Genomic DNA, 21052 nt, shown 5'->3' on the forward strand with positions numbered 1-21052 from the left:
AAAAATGTGAAATTAAACTGATATATTGCACCATTATCAATAAGTTTTTAGGGGCGGGTTGACCGACAATAATTGCCCAAAACCCACAATCTCGTAAACCCGCCCCCGCGCCACCATCAATCCCAATCTACCTCTTTTAAGATACTTCAACCACTAGAATAAATCCCTCTTTCTTGCAGTTGCTGCATAAAAAAATCTTCCAAACTAGGCTTAGCCAAATTCATCCCAATTAGCTGCCCTCCCGTACCGCTCAGACTAGAAATAAACTCCTTCGGAGTGCCCTGCAAATGGCCGTACCACAAATCATCATCAACTTCCATATCCGGTATCCATTTTTTCAGGATATTCAAGTGTCCGCCCCTACCTTCAACCCGGTAAGTTTCAGTATTGCCGAGGAGTTCGTCGATCGCACCAATGCAAATTAACTCACCCTTCGCCAAAATTGCCACTCGATCGCAAATCTTCTCCACATCAGACAATATATGCGAATTAAAAAAAATCGTTTTTCCTTGATTTTTCAGCGATAAAATTATCTCCCGCATCTGATAGCGCCCCATCGGATCTAAACCCGACATCGGCTCATCTAAAAATACCACATCGGGATTGTTAATCAAAGCTTGAGCCATGCCGATCCGTTGCAGCATTCCCTTAGAATACTGGCGCAACTGTTTTTTAATTGCCGCCGATTGAGATAGCCCAACTAAATCTAGCAAATTCGGAATTCGCTGCCGCTGAATCGAGGGGGGAATTTGAAATAACCCCGCCGCAAATTGCAAGAATTCCCAGCCCGTGAGATAATCGTAAAAATAGGGATTTTCTGGCAAATAGCCGACTCGCTGCTTCACAGTGCGATCGCCCAAAGGCTTCCCCAACAGCAGCGCCCGGCCAGAAGTGGGGCGCACTATACCCAGCAAAGTTTTCAGCAGCGTAGTTTTCCCCGCTCCATTTTGCCCTAATAACCCAAAAGTTTCCCCCTCAGAGACAGTCAGAGTGCAATTTTTGAGCGATTCAATTTTTTCATTCATCCAGAAGCCGGTACGGTAGAACTTCCCCAGATTAAATGTTTCCACCACTGGGGTAGCTCTGGGCATCTCTATGGGATTTGGCGCATCTACAAGAGGTTCCATTTTTGTCACAGAAATAACTAGCACCTGATTATATTCTATTGCACAAGTTAAGTAATAATTGCTATTTTTAATGTTAAACTAATATTAGCTGTAGTTAAAATTTGCTAAATATGGATCGTTCAAAAATTATTGCTATTATCACTGGGGTGATTTCTATAGTTTTAGCAGTTGCCTACCTGCTGCTCGTCACCCTCCTTGACTTCCGAGGCGAAATGCTGCCCGCACCTCAAAGTCAGTTGCCAGTCTCCATGCCACTTCAGCAATTAGGCACTACTAACCCGACTTTGCGACTACATTAGTTATTGGTTATTGGTTATTGGTTATTAATCCTTGCAATAACAACCAACAACTAACAACCAACAACTGCCAACTAACTAATAGACATGAATTGCTTTCATCATGTGATATGCAACTAGCAACTGCGTCAAAGCTAGCGGGTAACTTTGCAAAACTTCGCCCGTTGTGCCGATAAGTTTGCCAATTTCCGGGTTGCCTTGGGCGGAGCAAAATCCCCGCAGGTGTGGCAACTCGCTACACAACATCATTTCCAGTTCGTTTACTTGCTCGCTGGTAGCGTGGGAGTCTACTTCCAAAACGTCAACAGGTTTGCCCATATCCCGATCGAGTCCCAAGCGAATTGCAGGTTTAAAACTCTCGCTGCCTCGACCTAAAATTTCAGTAAAATCAGGGTGAGGAATTGTAGGTCTGAGCACTAAACGGACGCTCAAATTCGATTCATTGTCCGCTTCGGGCGGGTAAAAACTAACTACAACATCGGCCGATTTGCGCTGAGGACGAATGAAGTCTTCAGAGTCCGGTTCCCGTTTTTTTATTTCTGCAAGCACCTGTTCTTCAGTATAACCGCGCTTCATGACATCGCGCTTAACTTTCCACTGACTTCGCAACTCTTCGGGAGGAGCAAGATACACTTTTACGTCGTAAGAATCGCGGATTGTTCGGGTTGCGTAACCCAGCAAACCTTCAACTATGACAAATTTGCTGGGCTTGATGTATTCCGGTGGGTCGAATGTACCTGTGGTGTGGTTGTAGATGGGTTTGAGAATTGCTTGTCCGGTACGCAGCAGGCTGAGATGCTGCTGCATGATGTCGAGGTAATTGCAGTCGGGATGCAATGCTGTGATTCCGATTTCTGCCCGCTGCTTTCTGTCGTAGCGATGATAGTCGTCAGTGCAAATCACAGTGACATTTTCTGGCCCCAATACTTGGGCAATTCCCCGCGTCAGGGTGGTTTTGCCCGCTGCGCTGTCTCCGACAATACCGAGAATAATTGGTCGATCGCTCATTGTTTTTACCCGGACGCACAATAGCAAATTTTGTTGTCAATCTTACATCTTATCAAAGTTGTGTTCGATCCGATCGCTCGGTTCGACCGAAAGCATCCAGGATACAAGCCCCCGGATTCATCTGTGGAGAAATAAAAAACCTGTATCCGATAAAGGAGCCCCCGAATTTATCCGTGGGGTCAATGCTTCAAATCTAAAATCTACAATCTAAAATCTAAAATCGATTGACTTGATCCCCCCCGGAGTCTCCCCAATCTGTAAAATTATTGTTATATTTCTTAATATAATGCGGCACCGGAGACTCAGGGAGCATCTGATTAAAAAATCACGCCCATTTCTCAACCGCCCAAGATGTCGATCGTACTTTTGAATCCAACTCTTGTCAGAATTTCGGGCAAATTATCCCTGCAAAGTGTCCGGGTAGTCTCTTTTGTCTTTTGTAGTGCAAATTGCAGCGGTGGGGCTTGTGGGATATTTTTGGTTTCAAAACCAGCCAGCAAGCAGTGCATCAATTCGCCAGTCCATCAATCGACGCCCAGGGCGATCGAATTTATCCGCAATATGAAGTTTTAGCCCCAGCTTTCGCTGTTTTGACAAATTAGTATAATAAATGTGAGTTCAGGAGGCAATCATGCCCTCAGAAACCTGTTTTTTTTCCTTTTGCTTGCCTTCGGCAATGCGTTTTTCTGTGAAAAAAAATAGGTTTGGACGCACCCGTGCGTAATTTATAAATTTAAACAAATCTTAATTTTATTAAGCTTAACTAAGCCCGGAGCAAGCCGATGAATCAACCATATTCAGAAAAATTAAAGGGCCGTGTTTTAATTGTGGATGACAGTCTTAACAACTTATTGTTACTGGAGCTGATCTTATCCAGGAAAGGCTATAAAGTAGAAGCTGCATCTAGCGGTCAACTGGCACTCGATGCTGTGGATTTGGCTCAGCCTGACTTGATTTTGCTGGATATTATGATGCCCGATATGGATGGCTATGAAGTTTGCAGTCGCTTGAAAGCGAGCGATCGCACTTCTGGCATTCCCATTATTTTTCTGAGTGCTGTGGTACAAGCTTCTGAGAAGGTGAAAGCCTTTAAGGCTGGCGGGGCGGACTATATTACTAAACCTTTTCAAACCGTAGAGGTGATAGCTAGGGTAGAAAATCAATTGCGGCTGCGGGAACTAGAGTTGCAACTGAGGGATAAAAATATGATGTTGCAGCAGGAAATCGCCTATCGGGAACAAGCAGAAAGGGAAACGCGGTTGCTTTTGGAAACAACCAAGTCTCAGAAAGAAAAAATTGAAGAGTTGCTATTAAATATTTTGCCGCAACCGATTGCAGAGCGCTTGCAGGAGGGACAAAGCATAATTGCTGACAGCTTTTCGGATGTCAGTGTTTTATTCGCCGATTTGGTGGGATTTACGAATTTTGCCTCTCAAAAAACTGCGGCAGAAACGGTGAAAGTTCTGAATCAAATTTTTAGTCTATTTGACGAGTTATCGTTACGGCACGGTTTGGAGAAAATCAAAACTATGGGTGACGCTTACATGGTAGTTGGCGGTTTGCCGGAACCGCAGGAAAATCACGCTTTTGCCATTGCCCAAATGGCACTAGATATGCAAGCTGCTCTCGCTAGCTTCAATGTCGAAAACAATCACAACTTTAGTCTCCGCATTGGGATAAATATTGGTGGGGTAGTGGCGGGAGTCATTGGTTTAACTAAATTTAGTTACGATTTGTGGGGGGATACAGTAAATGTTGCTCAGCGCATGGAATCAAGCGGTATTCCGGGGGAAATTCAGGTGACTGCTGCGGTTTACGATCGTTTGAAAGATAAATTTTGGTTTAAAAAGCGCGGTGCTGTTGAGATTAAAGGTAAAGGAGAAATGATGGTTTATTTGTTGGTGGGGCGAAATTAGTCAGTTGACAGTTGACAGTTGGTAGGGGCGGTGCCCCTGTGCCCGCCCTCTTAGTTGAGAGTTGACAATTCCCAATTCCCAATTCCCCATTCCCAATTCCCCATTCCCAATTACCACTCATCGTTTCGTTTGTTGCTGTAAGTTTCCCAATCGTCTTGTTGCGGCGGCTGATACAAGGATTCTGGTTCTATTTCTGGTTCCAATTCCGCTGACATTTCTAATTCGGGTTCCGATTCCTGCTGATAAATGTTCAGAGGTTCGACAACGCGGGCGATCGCATCTTTGACAAATGCTTTGACAAACTCGTCTTTCCGATTTAACTGAAACTGCCTTTGCACAACTTCGGCGATGCCACCATCGCCCCAATCTTGGTCATGGCGGAAATATTCAATAAAACTTTTCCCGGCAATTCGGGTTAAATAAGCCGCACTGACTGCTTGAATTGCTTTGCCAAGTACAAACCCGGCTACGCTTAACTGCAGCGCCCTTGATACTACTTGAATTACACCTTCAACAATTCCCAAACTTGCTAGGGTTTTTGCTAGAGACAATGCCAATTCTTTCGCGCGATCGATATTTAATTCGCAGCCGTAAATCTTAGCAATTTCTACTACCATTTGAGCGTTAACTGCTGCTGTCGCCAGTAAATCCACAACTGGCAAAGGCGTTACAGCAATTACTCCGGCTCCGATCCACTGAAATCGCTCTACTGCCTTATCAGCTTGCCGCCTTCTTTGAGCGTCAATTAACTTGCGCGCTTGGTCTCCCAAGTGCTGAGATTGCAGCAAAATATTGTCCGCAATTAAGTCTTCGCCTTCGGCTCGCAAAATCGCAGCGACGCGCCGAATTAATGGCATAATATCCGGGTATGGCTGAAAAATTGTGCCGTCTTCTAGGACAAGTTTTTGCGGATTGGCGCTAATTGCTACTACATCCATTGCTGATACAAAACCTTTGACTCGCTGCCGCAGCCGATCGAGAATTTCATCTCTGTCGGTGTCGGGATAAAGGTCAACTTTATTAAAAACCACGATCGACCTTTTGCCAATTTCCGCCAAAGTCCGCAGCGGTTCGTACTCGGATTTGCGTAAATCGCCGTCCAAAACAAATAAGATCAAATCTGCCCTCGCCGCCAACTGCCTCGCCAATTCCTCTCTATATGTTCCCGCTACTCCCGCTTCCAAGATGCCTGGGGTATCCGTAATTGCTAATTCTCGATCGATTCCTTTCAATTTCAGAGTGTAAGTTTCTCCAACTTCGGTAGTTCCCATCGGCGCACCCACCTGTCCCGCCATCCGCCCCACCAGCGCATTCACAGCAGAAGTTTTGCCCGCAGAACCGGTGCCGAAAACAACTACTCGAACGCTGCCGCGAGCCATGCTAGCTTCAATTTCGCGGGCTCTCAACAGCAAAGCTTGCCGCGCTACTTCATCTTGAATGCGATCGACTTGTTGCCTGATTGCTTTGAGATTTTCCGAAGCTGCTTCACTTTTCACAACAGGAATCTTCGGAGTAATCGGCCGTTTTCCCTTAACTTTCTGAGGGCGTTGCAGCAGCCTAAAATAGTAAACCAGCGCAAAAATTAGCGTTCCCAAAAGTACAATTATCAGGAAAATTAGCAAATTAGCCAGCAGCGGAGAAGCAGACCACGCAACTTGACTGTAAAGCCCTGTTAAGGAACTCACCAGCCCAATAATCAGCCCCAGGGTGAGGCAGAAAGCAGCAATTAAGGTTAACAGGCGCGGCAAAGGCATGAGGGGAGTGGCAAATAAAAGGGTTATGCTGTAAACTACCCGACACTCATGCTTTGCATAGAGTGCGGGCTTTCAGTAGCCCTCAAGACAACTTCCTGCAAAGAGCAGGACATTATCTCGGAACCTCCGGGCAGGTTTACGATCTGCCCCAATGTAGCAATATTTCTTGCTCCATTCACATCGGCATCGCCAATCCATCCGCATCGCTCATTCAGGCACTCAAACCGCTTACCTTGGCGATTGCCAATCACCTTGCAACAGTGACAAGTTTTGGAGGTATAGCGCGGATCAACCAGTCTTACATCAACGCCAAATTTCACGCCTTTATAGGTCAGGAATTGGCGCAACTGGTAGAACGCCCAACTATTGCTGCGTCTCCGTTCTGTTTTAGACCGTGGCAGTTCATTGGTACGCTCTCTGATTCCGGTCAAGTCTTCCAGGGTAATAGCCTGATTTGATGTCTTGGCTTGCTGGATCAGTCGATAGCTGATGGTATGGTTCAGCCATGTCTGGAATCTCCGTTCTCGTCCACTCAACCGTTGCAAAATCTGTCTCGCCCTTCTACGAGTAGACCTTGTGCCTTTGGACGCTTGACGCTGTAACGAAGCCCGTACACGGCTATATCTGTCTCTGGCTTGTGTTACCTGTTTGCCACTGAATTTCTCTCCAGCAGATGTACAAGCAATGTCTGTGCGTCCCAAATCAACACCCAAGACATCATCAGTCTTTTGTTTCTCTGGTGGCTCAGACTCAAGCTGAATGTTCAGATAAAAGCTACCATCGTTGCGCTTTACCAAAGTTGCCGTTTTGGGGTCTTGTCCTTGCAGCAAGTGTTTTTGGTAATTACCAATGTGCAGCTTAAACTTTTCTCTGCCCTTGAGCATGGTCAAGCTGACCAACCAATCCGATTCGCCTCTATGTGAAAGTTCTCGCGTCGTAAGTGGCAGAAGTGGGGGCAAACTTCTTAACGGGCTTACCCTTTTGCTTTGCCGTTTTGCGATTAGCGCAAACTCTACGAATTGCGTGAATCGTCATTTGAGCAGACAGCCCAGAATGCGATCGCGCTTCCTTGTAAATCAAGGACTGAACAGCAATCTGATTCGTCAGCTTTTCGGGTGTATGGGTGTTCACGTACTCACAGCATTTTGCAAAGGCAGTCAGTACCGCATTCAGCTTTTCAACCTGCTGCTGCGATACTTCCAATTTGCAAGAGAGTGTAAGAACTTGGGACATTTTCAATGTGTGAAGTTTTGCTGTTGTTATTGTAGCGTATTGGCAGCTTTCGGGGTTAAGAACTGCTCGATAATCTCTACCCATACCTGGACATTACTACCATTTTTGTTCAGATATCAGACATAACTGTAACCATCTTTGCGATGGATGGCTTTACAGTAATCGAGCCTTACTGAAAACCGTTTTTTGTTGATAATGAACTCACCTCTTCCATCCGACATAGGGCAGACTCTAGTTGTAAATGTTCCTTGATACTTACCTTTCGGCACATCGGCTCGAACAATATCGCCAGTACAAAAGCCAAAAATTGGACGCAGCGGGCGATGCTTGACTGGATAGCCATATTTATCCGTTTGGCAGCGCTGCCTTCCACCAAAACCAGTTGCAGTGACATTGAGAATGCGCTCTGTTAAGACTTGCAGCGTTTGGGTGATACCCACACAAGCTGCATCCAGCCAGTGAGTTTTTTGCAATCCCAACCGAGTCCTGTTGTATTTGGTTTGTCCTCCTGTACCTGTTGTGACTGGCAAACCTGTTTTTTTGAGTTGATTAAACAATGCCCATCGGGTAGCATTAACGGCTGCTGCATCCAAACAAGGTCGCTTGGCTTGACCTAAGATCCGCTTTAGTAAATCGGGCTTTTTTGAGAGAAACTGCTCAATTAATTTGGTTCCTTTCTTGATGTTGCATTTCTCACAAGCTAAGCACAGATTAGAGATACGGTTGCTACCTCCTTTCGCTCTAGGGTGAATATGCTCGATCTGTAAAGGAACATTTTCAATCCCGCAATAAGCACAGTTTCTTTGCCACTTTTCTAATAAATACTCGCGGCTCTCGTACCCAAACAAAGTGCCTTGTTGGTATTCGCACCCGCTAATCTCTGGATTTTCTAGCGCTTGCGTGTCAAACTTAACTAACTCCTGTCTGATTTCACCAATAGGAGCAAATTTACACAGACGCTTGACCCAAGTTTCTGTGGTTAAAACCCGATGCCTTAAACTTGGTGCTAGCCACCCTTGAGGGCGCGAACGGTTCAGAAAACGCGGCTGGCGGTAGCGTGTATTGCGGTTTCTCCGACCTCTCCGTAAAGACCTACGAGAGTCAAGAGCTAGTTTAATTTGTTGCCCGCGATGCTTCAATTCCATCCCCCAAATAACCTCATCCCGGTCGGTTACAAGAGCAAATCCCGTAACTTTTGAACCCGGATCGATTTTGAGAGTAAGAGGATGAACAACTGGAATATCGATAGCTCGTTTCAGAATTAGAGTAAAGGGATATCTGCGAAAAACAGCAGCTTTACCCTGCTCTAATAATTTCCTTGCCTGTACTGGATGAATTGGATTCATCGGTGTTTTTTGAGCGTCAATGAGAAAAACGTAGTTTGACATCTTCTGTCATCCAATTAAGTAATGTTTGCCTCGGTAATGTTGAGAGGGCTTGTTCGGAACTAGGCACGGGCTTATAAACCTTTCACCACGACTTTTTAACCTAGTTCGACAGGGCAGAAAACTGGCGTTTATTTTCTGGTGTCATGACCCTCCCAACGTAGGCTTCGGAAAGCCTTAACCTGCACGTTCGTTACTCCGGGTAGAAGTTTCTACTTCTGTCCAGATTTGGGTAGGTTTTTACGAACGGTTTTAGTGGTAGCGGGTGCAGATAAAGTGCGATCGCCCTCTTGCTGCAATTGTAGCTTGCACGAGAACTCAGTAAGTCGGTGGGAAAATTCGCCAGTATGTAACAAAAGATTAAGTATGGTGATTCGAGTTAAATTTAATAGGTTGTGTAAGGTTGTGTACGGTTTTTTCTTTACCTTATACCCCATGAATTACCGCAGAAGCAAGCTCTAATTCCGAGTCAAATATTTGTCCTGCTCGTTCATCTTTTTTGATGTGTTGCCATTCCCAGGCAAAGCAAATTTATTCCTTCTCATATCAATTCCGGCTGCGCCGGAATGATATCAAATCCGGTTGATCGACCGCGATTTTCGTAGGGGCGGGTTCACCAACAATACTTGCCAAGAATTGACAATCTCAAAAACCCGCCCCGACCGGGATATTATGGTTAATCAATCGGACATGATATGATATCAAATCCGCCCTTCATCGTCGGGCGTAAAGTCGAATCCCGATGCCAACAAATAATTCGCGCAATTTTCATTTTTTTGACTCACCGTCAACAGTCAACCGTCAACAGTCAACCGTCAACAGTCAACAGTCAACAATGATTCCGGTTGCACCGGAATCGATTGCTATTTGCCGACAATCGGCAGAGTGAGATGTACCGTTGTTTCCTTTTTATAGATGCTGGTAATTGAGAACTCTCCTCCTGCCAGTTCGACAATTTTCTGGACAATTTTTAAGCCGATACCGGTACCCTGCTGCTCATAGCTCTTGCGCTCAAACTGCATGAAGGCACCAATTTTAGCAATTTGCTCTTCTGTCATGCCCTGCCCGGAGTCATGTACAGATAAATGCAGCATCTCCCCTAGGACTTGACTACTAACTTTAATGGTTGTCTCTGGTGAGGAGAATTTCAGTGCATTATCAATTAATTCATGGAGAATCGTTGATAGATATCGCTCTGATAGAGCGATCTCCGCTTCCTCAAGAGTGAACAACATATCGTTGCTACGATTGACGCTCTGAGCCTGGTATTTCAACTCGGCTTCAATGGCGGAAGCTGAAAATAGAGTTTGGGCAGATTCGATCTTGTGCTGGCGACTTGCGGATAGTTCTAATTCTAAATAAATCAGGAATTTTTTCGTTAATTTTTCTAGGCGACGGCCAGATTCATCGGCCCACCCTAACATCTCACGGATTTCGGCGATATCCATGTCTTCGATATCGTCCTTGAGCAACCCGATCGTGGCTAAGATGCCATTGAGGGGCGTATTCAGTTCGTGGGATAGACTAGAAGCTAAGTTCCCACGCAGCTCATTGAGGGTGCTTTCCAAGGCATTGATGGTATTTTCTTGGATGTGGTATAAGTTCTGGATATTATCATACTGTTGCTTGATTCTGAGCATGGAATGCACGCGAGCACGCATTTCAATAGCATTTACAGGTTTACTGATGAAGTCGTCGGCTCCGGCAGTTAGACAGTTGGCAAGGTCTGACTTTCTGTTTAATGCTGTCACCATAATGATGGGAACGGCTTGCCATTTTGGCATGGCTTTGATTTGCCGGCAAATCTCGATGCCGTCTATTCCCGGCATCATCACATCCAGCAAAATAAGAGCCGGATCAAATATATCGAGGGATGCGATCGCTTCTTGCCCGCTGGCAGCATAATGCAATTGATAATCCTGCTCTGATAACAGGGTTTCAATCACATCAAAGTTATCCGGCTCATCATCAACAATTAAGATAGAGAATTGAGACATAATTTTAACGACTCCAATAATGTAGAAAGTTTTATGAGTTCAGGTGATACCCGTCAGCTAGGCTGCCAAAGTGATTTCAAAAATGGCACCTTTTGGTTGGTTGCTTCTCACACCAATTTCGCCCCCATGTGCCTCAACGACCATTTTGCAGAAAGCTAAACCCAACCCTATTTGAGAGACCTCCGACATCAGATTTCCAATCTCGTATTTCTCAAAAATCTTGTGTCGCAATGTATCAGGAACACCCGGTCCAGAGTCGATAACCTGGATTTTTGCATGGCCAGATGTGAGGAATTCTACATTCACTATGATTTGACTATTGCGTGGGGAAAACTTAATGGCATTCGAGAGGAGATTATCCAGCGCTCGATGTATCAGGGTGGCATCAACCGAGACTTTCCTACTGGTTTCTTCAGGTAACTGAGCGACCAGCAACTGATTTTTTTTAGCAGCGATTACTTCAAAGTTTGATATGGCAGACTCTATGATATCGCACAAATAAACCTCTGCGTAATTGAGACGATTTTCACCTGCTTCGAGTAAAGCCATTTGCAATAAATCATCAATTAATAGCTGTATAGCTTGTGCTGATGAGTAAAGTCGCTCCAGTTGGGTTTGTTGTTGTTCTCTAGGATACTCTATGCTTTTTAGGAGTTCCAAGCCAAGCAAGATACCAGCCAGGGGATTGCGTAAATCGTGGACTACCATTTTAACCATATCTTCCCGCAATTTTAGTAAGCTTTGCAGGTCGTCATACTGGTGCTTAATTCGCAGCATGGAGTGAACTCGGGCACGCAGTTCAAGAGCAGTTACAGGTTTACTAATGAAGTCGTCAGCGCCGGCAGTGAGACAACGGGCAAGGTCTGATTTTGAGTTTAATGCTGTCACCATAATGATGGGAACGGCTTGCCATTTTGACATGGCTTTGATTTGCCGACAAACTTCGATACCATCTATTCCTGGCATCATCACATCCAGCAAAATAAGATCGGGATCAAATATGTCGAGGGATGCGATCGCTTCTTGCCCGCTGGCAGCGTAATGCAATTGATAGTCTTGCTCACTCAAGAGGGTTTCAATTACATCAAAATTATTGGGTTCGTCGTCAATGATTAAAACGGATGGTCTATTCACGGGTTATCCTTACTTAGAAGCTAAAAGTTGTTGAATAGTGCTTGCCAATTGCTTCAGCTTGACGGGTTTGGTGAGGTAATCATTGGCTCCGGCGGCAAGGCAACGATCGCGATCGCCCGTCATGGCTAAGGCAGTTAGGGCAACGATCGGCAGATCAACTAAGTTTGGATCGCAGCGAATCTGCTGCATAGCTTCTAGACCATCCATACCAGGCATTTGAATGTCCATCAGAATTAGATTGGGGTTTTCCGACTTGGCCAGGGCGATCGCCTCCTCTCCATTCTTAGCCAAGAGAATGCGATAGCCTTTAGCTTTCAGGTAGCTCGAAATCGTAGTGATATTGGCTTCATTGTCTTCCGCCAGCAAGATTAAGGGAGAGCCTCCCTGCTGTTGGGGCCCGCTGGGTTCGATGCGGGGCTCTGTCTGGGATTCCAGGGCAACAGAGGAGGGCGCACCAGTAGGGGCAGTGCCCCCGTGCCTGCCCTCCAATTCGATGCCCCCGTGCCTGCCCTCCAATTCGATGCCCCCGTGCCTGCCCTCCAATTCGATGCCCCCGTGCCTGCCCTCCAATTCGATGCCCCCGTGCCTGCCCTCGAGTTCGATCGTGAAGCAACTTCCTACACCCACCTCGCTGGTGAGCAACACCTGCCCGCCGTGGAGTTCGACAATGCGTTTCACCAGGGCAAGCCCCAAGCCTGTCCCCTGATATTGACGATTCAGGGCGCCATCGATTTGGATAAAGGGCTGAAACAGTTTGTTGATATGTTCTGGGGCAATACCAATACCTGTATCGATGACGGCAATTCGCAGAGTCTCTTTGACCAAAAAATGGGGTGGGGAATCGGCAGAATCTGGGTCGGCCCGGCGCTGTTGACGGCTGACTTCTAGGGTGATGCGTCCTCCGCTAGGAGTGAATTTTACCGCGTTGTTGAGCAGGTTGATCAAGACTTGGCGCATCCGCCGTTCATCCATCAATAAGTCGGGCAGATTGAGTGGCACTTTAATCTCTAGTTGGATGCGTTTTTGCAGGGCTTGTTGTTTAATAAATGGCAGACTGGATTGACAGAGATGATTGATTGAAACTGGGGTGCAATCGAGCTCCATTTGACCGGATTCAATTTTGGCGACATCCAAAATGTCGTTGATTAACTCTAGCAAGTGAGAGCTACTGCGCTCAATGGTTTGTAAAGCTTTGATTTGTTGTTGGTTGACGATGCCAAATACTTGCTCTTGTAGCCCCTCGCTCATGCCCAGAATGGCGTTAAGGGGCGTGCGGAGTTCGTGGCTCATGTTGGCAAGAAATTCGTCTTTGAGACGGGTAGCACGGGCCAGTTCTTCGTTAGAGGCTCCCAGTTGTTGGTTGCGCTCGGTGAGTTGCTGCTGGGCTTGTTGCCGTTCGGTGAGTTGTTGCTGCAACTGCTCAAATAGGCTAGCTTGTTGAACCGCGATCGCCAACTGGTTAGCAATTTGTTGCAGGAGTTGTGCTTCCGACTCTTGCCAGACTCGCTTTTCTCGGCAAGCATGGACAACTAAAACCCCCCAGAGCTTGTTGGTTTGCCCGGGGGCAACCCCTCTATGGCTTTCGCTGCTTCGGACTTCTTGCAGGATAGGTGCAACCATTTTGGACTTGACTTGACCAACGCTTGCGTATTCCACCAAGCAATTAGTCCCCATATCGGTGATTATATCGGGGACGATACGGGGATTGCCCTGGCAATAGTGGTTGAGGATTTCTTGAGACCACAGTTGGTCGTCCCAGTAAAGGTTTTTGAGCGCGGGAAACTCGGTCAACACAGATTCTTCAACTATTTGACTTCTGCCATTGTCAAATAGCCGGATTACGATGATTCGATCGCCTTGCAAGATTTCTTTGACTTGCTGTGTCACAGTCGCCAAAATTTCGTTAATATCCAACGATTCGCGAATTTGCTGGGCGATCGCTCCCAAAGTTCGCTGCCGTTGCAGTTGTAAAGCGATCGCCTTTTCTGTTTCCTTGCGGATAGCCAGCTCTGATTGTACCTGTTCGTAGAGGTAAGATTGCTGAATGGCGATCGCTAATTGATTAGCAATTTGTTTAAGTAAATTGATTTCCCACTCTTGCCATTGGCGCGGACGATCGCATTGATGAACAATCAGCAATCCCCAGAGGATTTGATTCTGAATAATTGGAACTACGAGTTTGGCTCTGACCTGGATTTCTGCGAGGAATTCAACCAAGCAGGGTAAGATTGACTCGTTTTCATCTTCCCTATCGTTGAGGGCATAAACTTTTCCTTGGATATAGCGATCGTAGTTCTCTTCGGGGAAAACCTCTTCAGGGAAGAGGATATCCAAGAGCTTAGACGTATTTGGCGAAACAGATTCAGCAATGGCAGCCCCCGTCCCTTCAGGATAAACCCGATAAACCAGGGTTCGGTCTGATTGCAATACCTGATGGATTTCCTCAACAGTGCTATTGAGAATCTCCTCCAGATGCAGAGACGATCGCATCCGTTTAGTAATCGCTCCCAGCAAACGCTCCTGTTTTGCTTGTTGTTGCAATCTCAGTTCGGATTCTTTGCGATGGGTGATATCCTGAAACGTGCCTACCAGACCAATAATATTACCTGAGCAGTCTCGCAGGGGAGCCTTGTGGGTTTCGAGAAATATTGGTTTACCATTGGGTAGGGTTAGCGTTTCTTCGATCCCTAATATAGCTTCACCCGTTTCGATTAACCGCCGATCCATCGCACAATAACCGTTCGCCTCGACTTCTGCGTGGCAAATATCTAAATCTGTTTTACCTATACTTTCAGTCGTAGATGGCAAGCCTAGAGTTTTGGCAAACTGCTGATTGCATCCTAAAAAAACAGACTCTCGATTCTTCCAAAACACCGAAAGCGGGATGGTATCGAGTACCGTTTGCAGAAACTGCTGAGATTCCTGCAAAGCCTTCTGGGCCTGTTTGCGATCGGTGATGTCTACTAATACACAAATAGTTTGATCGTCTGAGTCTGGGAGGAGTGCGGCTCCCATCAGGACAGAAATCCGGCTGCCATCCTTACGGTAGTATTCCTTTTCCCAGGGCTCGCTCGTGCCATCCTGCATCACGCGCTCCATCGCTACAACATCAGCGTGGACATATTCGGGGGGGGTCATGGCATCCCAATGAATTAGCCCCGCATTTAGTTCCTCCCTCGTGTAGCCAACCATCTGTAAGAAGCGATCGTTGGCATCGATAATGTTCCCCTGAAAATCGGCAAATATCATGCCGCTCACACTGGACTCAAACACCCGGCGGAAGCGGATTTCACTGCTTTCCCTGGCGAGTTCAGCTTGTTTGCGATCGCTGATATCCGATAAAATTCCCTGGATGCTAATCAATTCCCCTTCAGCATTTATAACGGGTGTGGGACTGCTTCTCACCCAGACATAATTGCCATCTCGGTGGCGAACTCGGAACTCATAATCACTTGACTTTTTACCACATTTGAGATTCTCCCGATAATATGTAACCAGCAAAGAGCGATCGTCTGGATGCACCAGATGTAGAAACGACTCACCAATCCATGCACGCTCATCCCAGCCAAACATGGTCGTGAATTGCGGTGACACATAAGTGAGTATGCCATCGGGTTCACATGACCAGATCAAATCATTAGCCCCTTCTACCAGCCGCCGGAATTTAGCTTCACTCTCTGCTAATTCGGCTTCGATCTGTTTGCGATCGCTGATATCCCGGCATACACAAATCAATAATCCATCGTCTGTGAGGGTGAGGGATAGCCCTTCGGCAAAGGTAGAGCCATCTTTGCGGGTGGCGATCGCCTCTCCCTCCCAAGCACGATCGCGCATCAGCACCGGAAAGACTTCCCGATCAAACCGTTCTAACTCCTGTTGGGAATACAAAAGTTTCCAGGTTTTGCCCAGCAGTTCTTGGGGATGTTCGTAGCCAAACAGTGTTAGATGGGCTTGATTCACATAGAGGTAGGTCTCTCCTTGGATAATCGCAATGCCGTCGATCGCCGCCTCAATTGCCGCCAGTTGTCTTTTTAGGGTTTCTTGGGTTTGTTTGAGATCGCTAATATCTGCAAAATAGCCAATAATCTCGGTTGGCTTGCCTTGTTCATCTCGCACCAGGCGCAGCTCATCCCGTAGCCAAACGTAGTGACCATCGCGATGCAAAAATCGATATTCATGCTGATGAGTGTTGTGTTCAAAGAGAGCGGATATATGTGCAAAAACCCTAGGGGCATCTTCTGGGTGAATATGGTTAGCCCAGAAGCCAGATTCCGATAAAAATTCTTCTGGTTTGTAGCCCAAAATGGCTTCGATATTTTTGCTCATGAAGGTTGCTCCATAGTCCCCATAGGGCTTACAGCTATAGATCATGGCGGGACTGGAGGCTAGAAGAAATTCGAGGCGTTCTTTCAACAGGCGATTTTCTCGCTCTGTCTGTTGACGCTCAGTAATGTCTTGGATCAGGCCAAGCACATAGAGATGTTTATCATCCATCGATAGGATAGAGGTGGAAATGGAGATAGTACGGCACTGTCCATCTTGGCGCCGGATTTCCCTTTCCAGAGCGATTAAGTTGCCCCTTTGTCGCATCTTTTTCAGGTCGGCAATCGTCTGTTTTTGAGATTCTTGATTATCCAGGTACAAGCTGTGATACCACCCCAGACGGTTAATTTCTTCTAAGGTGTAACCCGTAATCGCTTGCATTTGCTGATTCCAGACTGTGAAGCACAGAAAGGGAAACTCCTCAACTTCATAGAAAACGCACAGCCCTTCTGTCATGTTTTCTACAATTTGTTGACGGAAAGTATTTTCCTGCCGAAGCGTTGCTTCGGCCAACTTGCGATCGGTAATGTCGAAGCGAATGGCTAGATACTGAAAAGGTCGCCCGCCTTCGTCCAAAAAGGGGACAATGGTGCTGGCAACCCAGTACAGGCTACCGTTTTTTGCCTGGTTGCAAATTTCACCGCGCCAAACATGACCGCTAGCAATGGTCTGCCACAGGTCTTGGAAAAACGCAGGGGGATGATAGCCAGAGTTGACTAGGCGATGGGTTTTGCCCATGAGTTCATCGCGGGAGTAGCCAGAGACTACACAGAAGCGATCGTTGACGTAGGATATCACCCCTTCGCGATCGGTGATGACCACGATGGCAGACTGATCCAAGGCCTGTTTAAAGGCTGATAATTCTTGAATTAACTGCTGTCGTTCGAGTTCAGCTTGTTTGCGATCGCTAATATCAAAGTTGAGCCCAATCATGCTCTGGGGATTGCCTTGGGCATCTCGCACGACGACAGCATAGGCTTTAATAAAGTGGAGGCTGCCATCGGGATGCAACACTCGAAACTCGGTATCAAATTCTGCCTCTCCTAAGACGGCTTGCTGGAGCAATGTTTCGGTGGCGGTGCGGTCTTCGGGATGTAGCCGGCTTGCCCAAATGTCGTAAACCACAAGGGAATCAGATTGTTTTGTGACACCGTACAGTTCGTACATCCGCTCATCCCACAAGACGGTGTTGTGTACAAGATCGAAGTCCCAACAGCCGAGCGCCCCTGATTTGAGGGCCAAAGCGAGGCGATCCGATACTTTCTGTAGTTCTGCTTCTGCACGTTTGCGATCGCTAATATCTTTGGCGATACCTAAAAAGCCGATAATTTGCTGATTGACATCCTTGAGGGCGCTGATGGATAGCGACACAGGAAATCGAGAGCCATCTTTGCGGATATAGCTCCACTCTTCTTCGCTGAGAACACCTTGGCGTGCTTTGGCAACAAAAACTTCAAAGCCGGGGGGAATATTTTGCCCTAGTTCGGCAGAGAGTGATGCTGCCCGGTCAATTACCTCATTTGCATCGTGGATGAGTTCGGGCGTACCTTTGCCGACCACTTCTGCTGCACTGTAACCGAGCATCCTTTCGGCTCCAGCATTAAAGGTCTGGATGATGCCTGTTGGGTTAGTGGAGATGATGGAGTAATCAGCACCATCGAGGATGGCGCGTTGCAGGCTGTTGACTTGCCAAAGCTCTTGGGTGCGTTCTTCGACTTTGGCTTCTAGCTGTTGGTTTAGTTGGTACAGTTGTCGCTCGGCCTGTTTGCGATCCGTAACGTCTCGAATCATAAACAAGGCTTCATCTTCGCCGCTCTTGACAATTCTGACCTCTTCATATTGCAGGCGCGGGCCAATGTGCACCTGCTGTTCATAAACTTGCAGTTCTCCTGTGCGTAAGGCTTGCTCTAGGTGGTGTAGATGTCGGGTCGCAATTTCTCCTGAAATAAGATCCACCATCGCCACACCAGGCCTATCGAAATCTGTACCCAGGAAGTCGAGCGGACGATGGGCTGTCACCCTCCCCCGATAAATACCATCGGCACCCATGCGAAACATGAAGTCTGGAACTGCTGCTAATATGGCTCGGCTCTGGGCTTCGCTCTGGATCAGGGCGGTTTCGGCAAGTTTGCGATCGCTAATGTCTGTAATAGCGCCTACATAGCCAACTACTTGCCCGTCTGCATCCAGTTCGGCAACGGACTGCCCATATACCCAAGCCACAGCACCGTCGGGACGTTGAAAGCGATATTCGAGCCCGAAAGGGCGATTTTCTTGGACAGATTTTTGCCATTCGACCGCGATCGAGTCGCGATCTTCGGGGTGCAGCCCTTGTCGCCATCCTTCCCCGATGGCGGCCTTTGGGCTGAGTCCGGTGATCAGACACCAGCGATCGTTAACATAGATGCAGTTGCCCCCAGGATCGGTGCGGAAAATCCCCACTGGTGCGACTTCCACGAGGGTGGCGTAGCGTTCTTCGCTCTCTTGCAGGAAGGCTTCTGTTCGTTTGCGATCGCTAATGTCGGTAATGGTGCCTATAGAGCCGCTCCGATGTCCATTGGCATCGAGTTCGGCGACGCACTGCCCATAAACCCACCTTACTTCACCGTCGGGACGTTGAAAGCGATATTCGAGTTCAAAAGAGTCGTTACCTTGGATGAATTGCTCCCATTGGGCAATGATCCAATCGCGATCGTCGGGGTGCACTCCTCGTTGCCATCCCTGTCCGATAGTGGCTCCTGGTGTGAGTCCGCTGATCTGAAAGTAGCGATCGTTGACATAGGTGCATAGCCCCTCCGCATCGGTGCGAAAAATCCCCACCGGAGCGGCTGCGGCAAGGGCGGCGTAGCGTTCTTCGCTCTCGATCAGGGTGGCTTCGATCCGCTGTCGCTTTACCAGTTCCTTCTGCAATTTTTGGTGGATCGTGGCTTGCCCAATGGCGATCGCCAGATGCACTGATAAGGCTTGTACCAGTTCGACTTCTTCCGGTTGCCAGGCGCGGGCGTGCTGGCTTTCGCTGGCATTGAGCAAGCCCCATAACTCATCGCCACACAGTAGCGGCACCAAAAGTTTGGCTTTTGTCTGGAGGCGGCTCAGCATCTGCCGATGACAGTCTGATATGTTGGCTGTGGAGATATCTGGTACGACGCGAACATATCCCTGACGATAAATCTCAGGATTGTCTTGCTTATAGCAGGTCTCATTGACCCGTTCGCCCAACAGAGACAGGGACGAGTCGGTGGATTCTGCCACGACAATGATTTCCCTATTGGCTTCAAACCGCCAAATATTGACGCGAGCGCAGCCCAGCACTTGCCGCACCTGCTGCACAGTCGTATCCAAAATCGTTTGCAGGCTTAGGGACGAGCGAATTTGGGAGGCCAAGTCTGCGAGTAATTTCTCTCGTTGTACCTTGGTGTTGAGAGCGGCTGTCCGAGTTTCCACCTGTTGCTCGAGCTCAAGGTTGCGATTTGCCAGCAGCGCCACCTTTTCCGCCTCTAGGCGCACCACCTTCTCTTCCCACTTCTGGACCAGCTTGTATAGCTCCAGCGGGTTGAGGGCTTGCAGCAAACTGGTCTGGGTGACAATACCCAGTAACTCCCCTTGTTCCCCTGTCACCGCCAACCGACGGATCGATCGCTGCTCCATGATCTGCTGCACAGTCAAGAGCGACTCTTCTGGCTTGACCTTAAAAATCGGTGTACTCATCACCGCCTCAGCCCGACAGGTTTCCATGTTCAAGCCCAAGGCCTGAAATTGCACAATATCCCGCTCGGTGAGAATCCCCACTGGCATTTGTAGCGGTTCAGTAGAGATTCCGCCTGGGTGTACAATCATCACGGAACTGACGCGATGCTCTGCCATAAGTTGGGCGATCGCCAGTAGGGAACAATCTGGCGCAGCACAAATCACTTCGCGGGTCATCACTTCTGCTACCATACGCAACCGCAGCAGGTCGAGCGGTCGAGATATTTGGCGCAGACTTTCGTGAGTCACTAGGCCCACTAGGCGATCGAACTCGTCCAGGATGGGCAAATGGCGAATGTGGTGCTGCTGGAGCAGATTAATCGCCAAAAATAAATCGGTGAAGGCGGACTCGCGGAGGGTGACGACGCGGTGTGCCATCACCTCCCGGAGCGCCAAATTCTCCAAGGAACGCTGCTGGGCACTCAGCCGCACCACGTCTCGCTCGGTCAGTACGCCGATTAATTGCTCGTTTTCCACTACCAACACGCAGCTCGATCGCGCCTCTAAGTGGAGGTCTTCGAGTTGACCATCCGCCGTTCTAGCGGTGTTGCAGAGCGATCGCACGCCGCTCATTTGGGCGATCGCATCCATCACCGTCGTATCGGGCGAAACCACCAAGGGCTCCCGGATGATGGCAGTCCTGAGTTCTATTGGAGTGAGAGCCGTAGTACGACTGAACATGGGTTTATAGGGTTTTATTGCTGATTATTTTGTTAAACTCTTCGCCTTAAACACGTGAGCTGATAGCGTAGCGTGGGGCGAGCCCTAGTACGGAGAAGAGTTACTTAGCTGCACGACATTCTCTAAATATTATATTTACTTACAGTTCGCTTTTGCCGGAAATGACTTAGGGAAATTCTGTAACTCTCAGGTAACGCTCTTTCATCATTTTCATGAGATGATAAAAACAGGAAGTGCCCTCAACCCTTTACTGGACTAAGTGAAAGCTCGGAGAACGCGCCGTAACGATAAAATTTGTTGACAATTGACGATTACTGTGAATTATACAGAGCATACAGAACACTCTTCCCCGAAGTGAGAATTTATGAGGCGTTTAATTACTTTCCTGTGGGGATTTTCTGATATTAAGCGTAAAAAACTACCAGCAATATCTCGTGTGGTGGGATTAAGC

The 21052-nt window shown here is 47.6% G+C and carries 12 protein-coding genes; 3 read left to right on the top strand and 9 right to left on the bottom strand.

Features of this window, described 5'->3' with window-relative positions:
* Positions 1 to 146 precede the first annotated feature (146 nt).
* Positions 147 to 1127: an ABC transporter ATP-binding protein gene (locus tag QUB35_RS00275; RefSeq protein WP_333138247.1), complete on the bottom strand. Its 981-nt coding sequence runs from the start codon at positions 1125 to 1127 to the stop codon at positions 147 to 149.
* A 110-nt stretch (positions 1128 to 1237) separates the two neighbouring features.
* Here QUB35_RS00275 and QUB35_RS00280 point away from each other — a divergent pair, with 110 nt between their 5' ends.
* On the top strand, positions 1238 to 1426 hold the full coding sequence (locus QUB35_RS00280) for a hypothetical protein (protein ID WP_333138249.1): 189 nt from the start codon (positions 1238 to 1240) through the stop codon (positions 1424 to 1426).
* A gap of 75 nt (positions 1427 to 1501) precedes the next feature.
* On the opposite strand, the gene QUB35_RS00285 is transcribed toward QUB35_RS00280, so the two are convergent.
* Positions 1502 to 2431: a phosphoribulokinase gene (locus QUB35_RS00285; protein ID WP_333138251.1), complete on the bottom strand. Its 930-nt coding sequence runs from the start codon at positions 2429 to 2431 to the stop codon at positions 1502 to 1504.
* Positions 2432 to 2880: 449 nt separating this feature from the next.
* On the opposite strand from QUB35_RS00285, the gene QUB35_RS00290 reads away from it, so the two are divergent.
* Complete coding sequence (locus tag QUB35_RS00290) at positions 2881 to 3033, top strand: hypothetical protein (protein WP_333138253.1); 153 nt, start codon at positions 2881 to 2883, stop codon at positions 3031 to 3033.
* Positions 3034 to 3213: 180 nt separating this feature from the next.
* Positions 3214 to 4347 (top strand): adenylate/guanylate cyclase domain-containing protein, encoded by a 1134-nt coding sequence (locus QUB35_RS00295; RefSeq protein WP_333138255.1) that lies wholly within the window; start codon positions 3214 to 3216, stop codon positions 4345 to 4347.
* A gap of 110 nt (positions 4348 to 4457) precedes the next feature.
* On the opposite strand, the gene QUB35_RS00300 is transcribed toward QUB35_RS00295, so the two are convergent.
* The 7 genes from QUB35_RS00300 to QUB35_RS00330 form a co-directional block, all read right to left on the bottom strand.
* Positions 4458 to 6101, bottom strand: a complete 1644-nt coding sequence (locus QUB35_RS00300) for a GTP-binding protein (RefSeq protein ID WP_333138257.1) — start codon at positions 6099 to 6101, stop codon at positions 4458 to 4460.
* A 35-nt stretch (positions 6102 to 6136) separates the two neighbouring features.
* Positions 6137 to 7060 (bottom strand): transposase, encoded by a 924-nt coding sequence (locus QUB35_RS00305; protein ID WP_333138259.1) that lies wholly within the window; start codon positions 7058 to 7060, stop codon positions 6137 to 6139.
* On the bottom strand, positions 7017 to 7334 hold the full coding sequence (locus QUB35_RS00310; RefSeq protein WP_333138261.1) for a hypothetical protein: 318 nt from the start codon (positions 7332 to 7334) through the stop codon (positions 7017 to 7019). The genes QUB35_RS00305 and QUB35_RS00310 overlap by 44 nt, the downstream gene beginning before the upstream one ends.
* A gap of 116 nt (positions 7335 to 7450) precedes the next feature.
* Positions 7451 to 8722, bottom strand: coding sequence for an RNA-guided endonuclease IscB (iscB, locus tag QUB35_RS00315; protein WP_333138263.1), 1272 nt, complete (start codon positions 8720 to 8722; stop codon positions 7451 to 7453).
* Between the two features lie 860 nt (positions 8723 to 9582).
* Positions 9583 to 10716: a hybrid sensor histidine kinase/response regulator gene (locus QUB35_RS00320; protein ID WP_333138265.1), complete on the bottom strand. Its 1134-nt coding sequence runs from the start codon at positions 10714 to 10716 to the stop codon at positions 9583 to 9585.
* A gap of 57 nt (positions 10717 to 10773) precedes the next feature.
* Positions 10774 to 11850, bottom strand: a complete 1077-nt coding sequence (locus tag QUB35_RS00325; RefSeq protein ID WP_333138267.1) for a hybrid sensor histidine kinase/response regulator — start codon at positions 11848 to 11850, stop codon at positions 10774 to 10776.
* A 9-nt stretch (positions 11851 to 11859) separates the two neighbouring features.
* Positions 11860 to 20601: a PAS domain S-box protein gene (locus tag QUB35_RS00330; protein WP_333138269.1), complete on the bottom strand. Its 8742-nt coding sequence runs from the start codon at positions 20599 to 20601 to the stop codon at positions 11860 to 11862.
* Between the last annotated feature and the right edge of the window lie 451 nt (positions 20602 to 21052).

Source organism: Microcoleus sp. B13-B6 (assembly GCF_036705405.1).
Classification (GTDB): domain Bacteria; phylum Cyanobacteriota; class Cyanobacteriia; order Cyanobacteriales; family Microcoleaceae; genus Microcoleus.